Origin of the sequence: Paraflavitalea soli, from assembly GCF_003555545.1 — a bacterium.
GTDB lineage: Bacteria > Bacteroidota > Bacteroidia > Chitinophagales > Chitinophagaceae > Paraflavitalea > Paraflavitalea soli.
In genome coordinates this window covers 3,092,268-3,105,794 of the sequence record NZ_CP032157.1, presented here as the reverse complement: position 1 = coordinate 3,105,794, position 13,527 = coordinate 3,092,268, and the positions used below count along the sequence as shown (strand labels likewise).

The following is a 13,527-nucleotide window of genomic DNA, read 5'->3' as shown; positions in this document are numbered from 1 at the left end:
ATGAGCAAGAAGGATATTGCCATTATTGGAATGTCTTGCAGGTTTTCTAAATCCGGCAACCTGGCCGCGTTTTGGGATAACCTGCGGCAGGGGAAGGAGCTTGTCCATTTCCTCACTGCAGAAGAAATTTTGCAATCGGGCCTTGATCAACAAGCCATGGATGATCCGGCCTATATTAAGATCCGTTCTGTTATTGACGGGAAGGATTCTTTTGATGCACCTTTTTTCGGGTACTCGCGCGAAGAAGGGGCGCTGATGGACCCGCAGATCAGGCTTTTTCATGAAAACGCCTGGCTGGCGCTGGAAGATGCAGGATATGATCCCTTTGGTTACGAGGGGAAGATAGGGGTGTTTGCAGGAGCGTCGGATAACCTCAACTGGATCGCACACAGTATTGTAAAAGCGGCGGAAAGTGATGTGGCGCCTTTTATGGCGGATAAGATCTCTTCAAGACACTATGTAGCCAGCTTACTGGCTTATAAACTAAACCTGAGAGGTCCGGCTTATTTTATCGACACGGCTTGTTCTACCTCACTGGCAGCGATCCATATTGCCTGCCGTAACCTACTGATGAATGAATGCAATATGGCCATTGCCGGCGCGGTGCGTATCTCAACGCTTACAGAGCCGGGCTATAAGTACTATGAAGGAATGATCGCCTCACGCGATGGGCATTGCAAGACCTTTGATAAAGATGCCTCGGGTACGATGGCAGGAGAGGGTGTGGGTATAGTGGTATTGAAGCGGCTGGAGGAAGCCTTGAAAGACCAGGACCGAATCTATGCGGTGATCAAGTCTTCGGCTGTTAATAATGATGGCAGTCGCAAAGTGGGTTATACAGCGCCGGGCATACAGGGACAGGCTGCCTGTATCATGCTGGCGCATAAACTGGCGGGTATCGATCCCGGTACGGTCTCCTATATAGAAGCGCATGGAACAGCTACCAAACTGGGTGATCCTGCCGAAATAGAAGCATTGAACCATGCTTTTGGCAATCAAACGGAAAAGTATTGCGCTATAGGGTCCGTAAAATCAAACATAGGCCATCTGGATACGGTGGCTGGTATTGCAGGACTTATTAAAACAGCCTTGTCGCTATGGCATAAAGAGATACCGCCAAGTCTGCATTTTACGGAGGCCAATCCGGACATCAATTTCAACAACGGACCATTTTATGTAAACAATACCCTGCGTTCCTGGAAGGGACAAGCAGGCATGCCTTTGCGGGCAGGGGTAAGTTCTTTTGGAATAGGAGGGACGAATGTACATGCGGTGTTGGAAGAAGCACCGGAAGGCAGATCTGCAAAGAAAGAACAGCGGCATTTTTTGTTACCCTGTTCTGCCAGGACCTTGTCGTCGCTGGAAAAACAAGTGGCTCAGTTAGCAGCGCAGTGGCCACGCTACGAAAGCAATATAGCCGATGCAGCTTTTACGTTGCAGCAGCGGCGAAAACATTTTAAATACAGGCATTGCTTCCTGTATGACAAGGATACGCTTACCATTAATAGTATTCAAAAAAACGATGGGGCGCTGGTAGACAACGGCGCTAAACCCGTTATCATTTTTATGTTCACGGGCCAGGGGGCCCAGTACCGGGGCATGGGGAAGGGGTTGTATGATCAGTTTCCCGTTTTTAAAGTGGCGATGGAGGAAGGGTTCAGCCAATTGAAAAAGCTGACGGGTGAAGACTTCTTCCCAATCCTGTTTGGAGAAGAAAATGATACGATCAATCATACGATCTATACGCAGCCTGCGCTATTCATCTTTGAATATGCGCTGGCCAAATTGCTGGCCCATTGGGGCATACAGCCGGATCTCATGATCGGCCACAGTATTGGAGAGTTGACGGCTGCGTGCATCAGTGGTATGTTTTCTTTTGAAGAGGGCATCCGCCTGGTAGTGGCGAGGGCGCGTTTGATGGGTGCGCAAGCCGGCGGAGCTATGCTGGCCATTGGATGCCCGGTAGCTTCGATCACTAACTACCTGCAGGAGGATATAGCCGTGGCTGCCATTAATACGCCTGATTCCTGTGTAGTGGCGGGCAGTTATGAAGCTATACAAGCACTATCGGATACACTGGCGGCGGCGGAGATCCCTGTTGCCAGGCTCAGAACATCTCATGCTTTTCATTCAGCAATGATGGACCCGGCAGTAGATGAATTTACAAAGACGGTGACGACAATGCGACTCTCTGCACCACAAATCCCCTTTGTATCCAATGTGTCGGGCAATATGGCTGGTGAAGAAGTATTGGAACCTGCCTACTGGGGCAGGCATATCAGGGAAACGGTCCGGTTCAGTGAAGGACTGCAAGGGATATTGGCCATGGGCAACCTTGTTTGTATTGAAGTAGGGCCTGGTAATACGTTGGCCGGATTTTGCAGGCAGATCAGTAAAGCCGGTGGCCATCAGTATGCACCCTTCAATTTGGTGAGGCGTTCACCCGAAAGGATTGCCGACGACTATTTTTTCCTGGAGAAAATGGGCCAGTTATGGATGCAGGGTGTTGCTGTGAACTGGGATGCTGCCGATCAAAAAGAAAACAGGCAGGTCGTCTCTTTGCCGGGCTACCAGTTTGATCAATACCATTTCCCGGTTGCGGTCAATCCATTAGCGCATAATAATGCCAGGCCGGTAATGGCACAGGGTACAAAACAAAAAGATATAGCCAGTTGGTTTTATATACCCTCCTGGAAAGAAAGTCCATTGCTGGACAATCAAGCTAAAAAGGAGGCAATCAAAAATTACTTGTTGTTGACGGATGAAAGTGAGGGTAGTATGGCGCTAAAACGGCTGCTGATAGAAAAGGGCCATGCCGTGATGGAGGTAAGAAAAGGCCGTCATTTTGAAACACAGGAGCCTGGTATTTGCATGATCAACCACGAGGCCAGGGAGGATTATGAGCAGTTGGGAAACTGGCTGCTTCAGCAGGGCTTCGTGATGGATCAGATCATCTATACCTGGAGTAGTCCGGATGCCTGGACAGATTACTTCAATTTGCTGCATTTATACAAAGGATTAAGTATTCATGGTACCTCTACACAGGCTGCCCTTTATTTCATTACCACTGATATGTATGCTATTGGTAATGCCGCCGGCAACAGGGAGGTAGGTGCCTCAACGGCCATTGGTCTGCTAAGGGTTTGGTCGCAGGAGAATCCTTACTTTTTCTGTAGTCATATCGATATATCACCGGAGGACGGCGTAAAGGCCGTACCGCTTATCTATAAGGAACTATGCTGTAATGAACAGGATATTACGGTAGCACTCAGGAATAAAAGACGATGGGTAAATAGTTATCAACCTATGCCTCTTCAAAGGAATGGCACGAAGGTGATCAAAAAGAAAGGTACGTATCTTATAACAGGCGGATTGGGACAAGTAGGTATATGCCTTGCCAGGCATTTATTGACACAATATGAAGCCCATGTAGTACTGATTGGCCGTAGTGAGCTCTCCCTGAAAGGATCTTTCGACCCGGTGGCAGGAAGCGATTCCGCATTGACCCGGAAACTACAGGACCTAGAGGAATTGCAGTCACTACCCGGAAGCGTAGCTTATTATGCAGCTGATATTACAGACCAACCGTTATTGGAAACGGTGATCCGGCAGGCAGAAGCAACCGCAGGTCCCATCAATGGAGTTATACATGCGGCGGGTGATACGGCCCGCGAATACTTCTCGCTGATCGAATCCACAGACACCGCACAGGTGCACCGGCTCTTTGCTGCGAAGGTGACAGGCACGATGCATTTACAAAAGATATTCAGAGATAAAGCGCCCGACTTTTTCTGGGCCACTTCCAGCCTCTCTGTAGCAGTGGGGGGACTTGGCTACAATGCCTACGCATCTGCCAACTGCTTTATGGACCATTTTATCGACCTGCAAAATGAGCAGCAGGGAAATTGGTTGAGTGTGAACCTGGATGGACTGGCATTGGGTGGGGCGCATGGGGACAAAGGGATCAACCCGGTTGAGCTGTGCGAAGTATTTGAGCGGTCATTGCAAACCCTTGGCCAGGGCCGTCTGGCTGTTTCGGTTTATGATCTTGAATACCGTCTCGAAAAATATATGGGGAAAAACCGGCAGATGCCTGCGGTGGTAAAAGATGCGGAGGTATTTGATACCGGGCGACCAGCTTTGACAGTGGACTATCTGCCTGCTGCCACAGTAGTGGAAAGAAAGCTGGTGGGATTGTGGTCCGAGGTGCTGAATATCCGCGAGATCGGTGTGCTGGACAATTTCCTGGACCTGGGCGGTGATTCCCTGAAAGCAATGACCTTATCGCGCAAGATCCATAAGGAATTTGGCATTGAGCTGCCCATCGACTTTTTCTTCAAAAATCTTACGGTGCAATCATATGCTGCAGAGATCCAGCTGATCGAAAGCCTTAAGAAGATCAATACGGTGCATACCGCCGACAAAGAACTGAAAGTGATTACCATATAAACGATCCTATATGCTTGAGTTAATAAACAGGCTTGCTGAAAAAAATATATCGCTGGTAGTAGCCGGTACGGACCTGCAAGTGAGTTTTACGGATACAGGGGCTTCAATCCCCGACGAGATCATCCAGGAGATCAGCCTGCATAAAGCAGCGCTTATCCATTACTTAAATCAATATGGCGGACAGCGTGCTTATCTCCATATACCGGCAGTTAAGGAGGCCGCTGACTATGCGGTGTCAGACGGACAACGCAGGTTATGGATCGTAAGCCAGCTGGAAGAAGCTTCACGCGCTTACAATATGCCCAACCGGGTAGTGCTGAAAGGAAGTTATACCCCCGCTGTTTTTGAAGCTGCGATACGGAAAGTGGTTGACCGGCATGAAATATTGCGGACAGTATTCAAAGAAACGGAAGGCGGAGAATTGCGGCAGGTAGTGATCCCTTCAGCCAGCTTCACCTTTACAGTAGGATACCAGGAGTTGACAGATGCTTCACCTGCGGATATTGATGTTTATATAAGCAGCCGGTCTGCAACAGTATTTGATCTTGAAAAAGGCCCCTTGTTTTTGGCTGACCTGATCCGCACGGGTCCTGAAGATTATATTTTCTTTTACAATGTACACCATATCATCAGTGATGGTGTATCCATGGAAATACTGGGCAATGAGGTATTACATTACTACCATGCGCAGGTGCAGGGGAATGCAGGTGCATTGCCAGCCCTGGCCTTACAATACAAAGACTATGCTGCCTGGCAGCAGGCAGCTTTACGGACCGGTAAACTAAAAGGCCATCAGGCTTATTGGCTGTCGCAGCTGGAAGGAGAACTGCCTGTACTGGACCTGCCTGCCAGTCATCAACGTCCGGCGTTGTTGTCGTTTGATGGACACCAGTTATCAGCCGTTATCAATAAAGATCTTACAGAACAGCTCCGTACTGTATGCCATGGGCAGCAAGCCACCTTGTTTATGGGACTATTGGGCGTGCTCAATACTTTATTTTACCGGTATACCAGCCAGGAAGATATTATTATAGGAACACCGGTTGCCGGACGTGAACATGCTGATCTGGAAAACCAGATCGGTTTTTACCTCAATACCTTACCCTTACGCACCCGTTTCAATGGTAAGCATAGTTTCACAGAATTATTGCAAGGCATTCGTACAACAACGTTGGGCGCTTATGAACACCAGGCCTATCCATTTGACAGGCTGGTGACCGATCTTGGCTTAAAACGTGATAACAGCCGGTCGGTATTGTTTGATGTGATGATGGTGTTGCAAAGTCAGCAGGGCAAAAGCACGCCGTCAATGCAGGAGCCCGGTCACATCCTTACACCGGAAATAGTTGATAAAGGAGCCTGCGCTGTTAAGTTTGATCTGCAGGTCGTTTTTACCGAGCAGGCCGATGGCTTGCGCATGGATATTGATTTCAATACATCCATCTATACAATTGAAGACATACAAAGGTTAATAACCCATTACCGTCAGTTGTTGCTAGCAGCGGTTTCGGACCCGGTATTACCGCTGTATGCATTGGATTATTTGCCGGAAGCTGAAAAGACTGAGCTGCTGCAATGGGGCACAGTGACGAAAGCGTATCCCGTGGGCCATACGCTGGTTGACCTGTTTAAAGAGCAGGTATTGAAAAGGAGGCATGAAATTGCCCTGGTTTTTGAAAATACGGAGCTGACCTATGAAGAGTTGGACAAGCGAAGCGATCAATTGGCAGCGTACCTGCGTTTACTGTCTATTCCCGGCGGTTCGCCGGTGCCTGTTTGTATTGACCGGTCGGTCGACATGATCGTAGCATTGCTTGGCGTCCTGAAATCCGGATGCGCCTATGTGCCTGTAGATCCGGCTTACCCCTCCGACCATATTGCTTATATTTTAAAAGATACAGCCTGCCAGGTGGTGATTACAACAGCCGATCACCAGGGGCGCATACAAGATAGCGGTACGGGTGTACAGGTCGTACTGCTGAGCGATGCTGATCATTTAATAGCGGTACCTGTTGATGGGACCGCAGCTGTGCAGGCCAATGATCTTGCCTATGTGATCTATACTTCAGGTTCAACCGGCAGGCCCAAGGGAGTGATGATGGAACATGCCGGCGTGGTCAACCGCCTGCGCTGGATGTGGGAGCATTATGCATTTGACCATACGGATGTCATTCTGCAAAAGACATCCTTCACTTTTGATGTATCGGTATGGGAATTATTTATGCCACTATGCCTGGGATGCAAAATGGTGCTTTGTAATAAAGAGGTGGTGAGTGATCCGGGCAGTATTGCCGACCTGATATTCCGGCATGGTGTTACCTGTCTGCATTTTGTGCCTCCTATGCTGGATGCCTTTATGCATGACCTCTTTGACCGGGCGTATAATATCCGGTTCTTATCCTCTTTAAAAAGAGTGATCGCCAGCGGAGAAGCCCTTTCCCTGGCATCGGTTCAAAAGTGGTATAGCAAAATGCAGGCGCCGCTGTGTAATTTATATGGACCTACGGAGGCAGCTATTGACGTAACTTATTTTGATACCGACGCCCGTATTGATAAGGTGTTTATTGGAAAGCCGGTAGCCAATACTTCGCTGTATGTATTGGATGATCATATGAGGCTGGTGGGCACAGGTGTACCGGGTGAATTATATATAGGTGGCATCCAGGTGGCCAGGGGGTATTTGAATAATCCCTTATTGACGGCTTCGCGGTTTGTGGATGATCCTGTCAAAAAAGAGGGTAAGTTATACCGTACAGGTGATCTGACCAGGTGGGATAGTAGCGGAAATATAGAATATATTGGCAGGCTCGATAACCAGGTAAAGATACGGGGCTACAGGATCGAGCCGGGTGAAATAGAGCAGGTGATGTTATTGAGCGGTTTGGTAAAACAAGCCGTTGTAGTACCGCAAAATGACGGTAGCCAGGGAAAATGCCTGGTGGCCTACCTGGTGCCGCAAGGAGGCGAAGGTATAGCGGTCATACGGGATTACCTGCTGTCTAAGTTACCCTCCTATATGGTGCCTGCTTATTTTGTAGCCATGGACAGTTTGCCGGTATTGCCCAATGGCAAGATCAACCGTAAGTTGTTGCCAGCTCCGGCCATTACAGGTGTGCCTGCTGCCGTGTCCTATGCAGCGCCGGCTAATGATACGGAGCGCGTGTTGCTCGAAGTGTATCAACTGGTGCTTAAACGTACACTGCCAGGCGGTGTAAAAGACAGTTTTTTTGAATCGGGCGGCGATTCCATCAAAGCGATCCTGCTGGCGGGCAAGCTGAAGCAACATGGATATAAAGTATCCACCCGCGATATATTGAAGTATCCTGTGCTGGAAGATATGGCCAAATGGGTGCAGCGTTCCGGCCAGGAACAACCGGCACAGGCAATCATAGAAGGAGATAGTACCCTGACACCCATACAGCAATGGTTGCTATCAAAGTCCTTTGTCAATAAACATCATTTCAACCAATCTGTATTACTGCATAGTAAACTGCGCATCGATGCAGGTATAGTGCAACAAAGTTTACTGGAACTGGTGAAGCACCATGATGTATTGCGCAGTGTTTTTGTACAGGACCAACAAAGATGGAAGCAATCTATAAAAGGAGTTGAACGGAATTCAGTCACTATGGAGGTCCACGATCTCGTCTCCGTTGCTGATCCGATAGCTGCCATGGCTTCGCTCAGTGAACAACTGCAGGCATCGATCAACCTGCTGACCGGACCATTACTGAAAGCGGCGATCTTCCGTTTGCCGGATGGCGACCGTCTGCTATTGATCATTCACCACCTGGTGGTAGATGGTGTAAGTTGGCGTATCCTGCTGGAAGACCTGCCTGTGCTGTATGAACAATTGAGCAAAGGGGATACCATACAGTTGCCTGCGAAAACTGTTTCTTTCCAGCAATGGGCCAAACAACTGAAACTATACAGCGAAAGTGAAGCTATTACACAGGAGTTGCCTTATTGGTCGGCGGTGGCTGAGTATAGGACTGATGGGCTACGGGCTGATTGGCCGGAGGGCAGCAATTTGTCGAAAGACAGCAGTTCGATCACTGTACGGTTGAATGAAACATTGACAACATCATTGCTTACAGAGATCAACCAGGTGTATAATACCAGGGTAGATGATATTTTACTAACAGCATTGGCGATGGCCGTGAACGCCAGTTTTGAGAAGCCGCACCTATTGGTGGGGCTGGAGGGCCACGGGCGTGAAGAAATAATAAAAGAGGTAGATATAAGCCGCACGGTGGGATGGTTTACCACTCTGTATCCCGTGCTGCTGGATATTCACAGTGCTAAAGATATTGTGAATGGCCTGGTACTGGTAAAAGACCAGCTGCGTAAGGTGCCCAACAAGGGCATTGGTTATGGAATAGCGCGGTATTTGCTTGCAGAGAAACCCGCTGCTTTGCAACAGGAGGAACAAAGGTTTGATGTACTGTTTAATTATCTGGGCGATCTGGGGGCAGGCGTCAGCAATGCTACAGGAGCGGAACTATTTAGTTATGCCAAAGAAGGAAAGGGGCATGACGTGGATGGAGGGTATGAGCAGGAAAGCCATATGACAGTAAATGCTGCGGTGATCCAGGGCAGTTTACAATTGGGCATCCGGTATAGCCGGGAGCAATACAAGCGGGAAACGGTGGAGGGTTTTGCAGCCAGCTACGAGCAGCAACTTAAAAAGTTAATTGACCTGCTCCGTCATACACCTGATCGCTATTTAACGCCGGGCGATCTCTCCTTCAAGGACCTGAAGATGGAGGACCTGATATTGCTCAATGCGCATAAGGACGTAGAAGATGTATATGAATTGTCGCCCTTGCAGGAAGGTATTTATTACCATTGGCAAAAGGAGTCGGATTCTACGGCCTATGTAAACCAAATGTCTTTCCGCCTGTCAGGACAGATCGATATACTGCTGATCAAAAAGAGTTATGAATATTTAATGAGGCGGCATGATGTATTGCGTACCTCCTTTCACCATGAGTATGAGAACCGTCATCTACAGGCGGTGAGAAAGGTTGCAGAGCCTGACTTTCATTACCTGGAAGTACCGGTGCATGCAGACAAAGAAGAATTTATAGCCGACTACAAAACGCAGGACAGAAAAAGAGGGTTTGACCTCGCCAAAGCATCACAAATGCGGCTTACGGTAGTGATGGCGCCGGATAATGCTTATGAATTTGTATGGAGCTTTCACCACATATTAATGGACGGTTGGTGCAGTGGTATCCTGATCAAGGAATTCTTTATTATTTATAAAAGCCTGCTACGTGGAGAAGAACCCCGGTTGGGCAAAGTGTTTCCTTATGTAAATTATATAAACTGGCTGGCAGGCCAACCCCGGGAGAGTACCTTATCCTACTGGGGTAATTACCTGGCGGGCTATGATGGCCTGGCGGAAGTGCCCTTTAAGAAAACGCTGGCTAAGAAAAGCACTGCCACGGTGGAAGAAGTACAGTTCACACTTTCTCCGGAGGAGGTGATTGCTATGCGGACCTTGTGCAATGGACTGCAGGTAACAGAAAATACTTTTATTCAATCGGTATGGGGCTATTTGCTTAGCCGGTACAATAATACCAGGGACGTAGTATTCGGAACAGTGGTTTCGGGCCGGCCCGGTGAACTGGAAGGCATTGACCAGATGATCGGCTTGTTTATCAATACAGTACCCGTTCGCCTGCAATATACAGGTACAGAAAGCGTGAAAGACCTTTTGCAGGCCATGCAGCAGCAGGCCATTGGAACCATGCCGCATCATTATGCACCATTGCCCGACATACAATCGCAGGTGCGGGCAGGCGGTCATTTATTCGATCATATTGTGGTGTTTGAGAATTTTCCCGTGGAAGACATTATTAAGAAAGGGGTGCATGAGACCCAGTCGGGTGAAATAAGGTCTTTGTCTTCTAAAGTGATCATTGAATCCAACTACGCTTTTACCCTGCAGGTATTGCCGGAGGCATCAGGTATGAAAATATCATTTATCTATGATCCTTCGGTACTGGAAAAGGGCTCGATAGTACAGATAAAGAACCATTTTGAAAATGCGATCAGGAATTTTGTTGCCCGGCCCGATCTGCCTGTGAGCAAGATAGATTACCTGTCAGACGAGGAATATAAAACCTTGCTGGAAGTGTATAATGACAAAGTGGTAAGTTATCCCCGGCAAACGATCCTGACCGATCTTAAACAGGTGACGGCAGCGCATACCGCAGCCATTGCGGTAAGTTATGGTGCTACACAGCTCAGTTATGGAACATTGGACAACCTGTCCAATAAAGTGGCCCATTGTCTGGCCACTGTGTATAACGTGCAACCTGGTGACCTGGTAGGCATCTTGATTGACCGGAGTGAATGGGCGGTTGTTCTTATACTGGGCATCTTAAAAGCGGGGGCGGCTTATGTACCTATTGATCCTGCCTATCCTGAAAGCCGTATCGACTTTATTGCCCGTGATAGCCGTTGCCGGATGATCATTGATAGCGGCAAACTACAGGACATCAGGCAGGCTTTGTCCGCTTATCCGGAAGATACAGTGGTTGCCAGGGAGGTGACGGTACATGATCTTGCCTATGTGATCTATACTTCCGGGTCTACCGGTAATCCCAAAGGGGTGATGATCAACCACGGCAATCTGTACAATTACCTTTCTTTCAGCCAGGAGAAGTATTTTAACCGGCCAGACAAAAGATACCTGGCTCCTCTCTTTACGTCGCTTTCATTCGACCTGACGGTAACGAGTTTATTCGGGCCGCTGTTGTGTGGCGGCGAACTGGTCATCTATCCTCAGGCCATGAATGTACTGGATATACTGACAGATATTTTTTATGGCAACCGGAAGATCAATTTCCTGAAATGTACACCTGCTCATATTTTCTTATTGCACAATGTAACAGGCTTTCATACGGCCATTGATCAACTCATTGCAGGTGGAGAAGAATTGACGGCCACGCATATTGCGCTATTGAAATCGATCAACCCTTCCATTGAAATATACAATGAATATGGACCTACAGAAACGACAGTAGGCACAGTCGTGGCTACAATACCTGCCGCCGCAGGGGCTATGGACTATCCCCCGGGCGAGGCCATCCCTATTGGCAAAGCCATAACCAATACGCGCCTGTATGTGGTGGATCAGCAGGTTGGGTTATTGCCGGCCGGCATCAAGGGCGAGTTGTGTATTGGAGGAGCCAGTGTTTCGAAAGGATACCTGCACAATGAATTGCTTACGGCCAGGAAGTTTATGGAAGATCCTTATTGGCCCGGAGAGCAATTATACAGGACGGGCGATGTCGTAAGCTGGTTGCCGGATGGGAATATGGCATACCATGGACGTATGGATGATCAGGTGAAGATACGTGGATACCGGGTGGAGCCTGGCGAAATAGAACAGGTGCTGGCCAGCTACCAGGATGTGTTGAATACAGCCATACTGGTGCATACCGCTGCAGATGGCGAAAAAGAATTGATCGCTTACCTGGTAGCTGCGGAAAAACTCAATATGACCCAGGTCAGGGAATACCTGTCGCACAAACTGCCTGCTTATATGGTACCCGGCCGCTTTATGCAGCTGGATAGTATTCCGCTTACCGTCAATGGCAAAGTAGATAAAAAGAAACTGCCCGCGCCTACGGATGAGGCAGTGCCTGTAACTGATGAGCAACCCGTGCAGCCCATGAATGATGTGGAGAAACGGCTGGTAGCCATCTGGCAGGAGCTATTGGGCCTGAAGGGCCAGGAGATCGGCACCAGGGATAATTTCTTTGAACTGGGCGGCCATAGTATCAAAGCCATCAAAATATTGTCGCGCATATCAAAAGAATTTGGTGTGGTGATCAGCATTCAGAAAATGTTTGAAAAGCCTACGATCGAACACCTGGCCAGTGAGATCATGAATGTAACCTGGTTTAAGGCCGAAAGAAAAGCCGACACACAAACCACCAACGAAAGGATCAAACTTTAATAATCATTAATAACCTGCCATATGCAACCGGATATCCAACCTGTTAGTTATTCGACAGATACTTTTTTTAATGTAGCCGACCATGCTGTACAGGCAAGGCCGCTGCACGAAGAAGACCCGCAGCTATTACCATTGGTCATTGAGCCTGCCCACAATGGCGTTCGGCTTGTTGAATGGATCAAGGCGCATAAGCCGGCTTTTGAAAAAGCGCTGGTGAAGCACGGAGGTATTTTGTTCAGGGGATTTGGCATAGATACCGTGGACGCCTTCAACCAGTTTATGAATTGCTTTGATACAGCACCACTACCGTATATGTTCCGTTCCTCGCCCCGCACAGAACTGGATAAATCGATTGCGAATATTTACAGGTCAACCATTTACCCCAGTGACCGTAAGATCAATATGCACAACGAATCTTCATACAGCAGGGTATGGGGCAGGAAGATCGTTTTTTGTTGTATCCAGCAAGCGGAAGAAGGCGGGGAAACGCCTATTGCTGACTCCCGCAAGGTGCTGCAGGCCATTCCGCCGGAACTGGTACAGGAGTTTAGGACGAAGGGGGTAAAATACAGGCGCAACCTGTTGCCTGACCTGGGAATGCCCTGGCAGGAAGTATTTCAAACAGTAGACAGGGCGGTGGTAGAAGAAACCTGTAAAAAGATCAATGTGGACTATACCTTCCGCAGCAATGACCATTTGGTGATCGAGTGGGTGAAGCCCGCGGTCTATAAACATCCGCAGTCGGGTGTTGAGACCTGGTTCAACCATGCTTTCTTCTTCAACAAATATTCCCGGTATGAAGAGCTGGATATGGACCCGGAAGATGAACTGCCTGATGAATACCTGACCTCCAATACCTTTTTCGGAGATGGGAGCGAAATATCCTTTGACGCATATTCAGCGATCAAAGCCGCTTATGATCAAAACCTGGTGGTATTCCCTTATCAAAATGGCGATATCATATTCCTCGACAATATGCTGGCTGCGCATGGCCGCAGCCCTTATAAGGGCGACAGGACCATTGCTACTGCTATAATTGAAGCAGCCAGCGATGCCGATGATGCCTTTAAGACCGGCCTGTAAACCTTGTCAGCTATTTCAAC

3 protein-coding genes are annotated in these 13,527 nt (G+C 48.4%); all 3 read left to right on the top strand.

The features are described 5' to 3' along the window. Genes D3H65_RS11500 through D3H65_RS11490 form a run of 3 tightly spaced genes read left to right on the top strand, consistent with a single transcriptional unit; the run spans position 1 to position 13,507 of the window. Entirely contained in the window at positions 1 to 4,449 is a 4,449-nt protein-coding gene (locus D3H65_RS11500; RefSeq protein WP_162915563.1) for a type I polyketide synthase, read from the top strand. A gap of 10 nt (positions 4,450 to 4,459) precedes the next feature. Further along, on the top strand, positions 4,460 to 12,424 hold the full coding sequence (locus tag D3H65_RS11495; protein ID WP_119050449.1) for a non-ribosomal peptide synthetase: 7,965 nt from the start codon (positions 4,460 to 4,462) through the stop codon (positions 12,422 to 12,424). Between the two features lie 21 nt (positions 12,425 to 12,445). Then, complete coding sequence (locus D3H65_RS11490; protein WP_119050448.1) at positions 12,446 to 13,507, top strand: TauD/TfdA family dioxygenase; 1,062 nt, start codon at positions 12,446 to 12,448, stop codon at positions 13,505 to 13,507. Positions 13,508 to 13,527: the final 20 nt, after the last annotated feature.

Coding starts and splice junctions, on each gene's coding strand:
- D3H65_RS11495 (WP_119050449.1), top strand. CDS start 4,460: ATGCTTGAGTTAATAAACAGGCTTGCTGAAAAAAATATATCGCTGGTA.
- D3H65_RS11490 (WP_119050448.1), top strand. CDS start 12,446: ATGCAACCGGATATCCAACCTGTTAGTTATTCGACAGATACTTTTTTT.
- D3H65_RS11500 (WP_162915563.1), top strand. CDS start 1: ATGAGCAAGAAGGATATTGCCATTATTGGAATGTCTTGCAGGTTTTCT.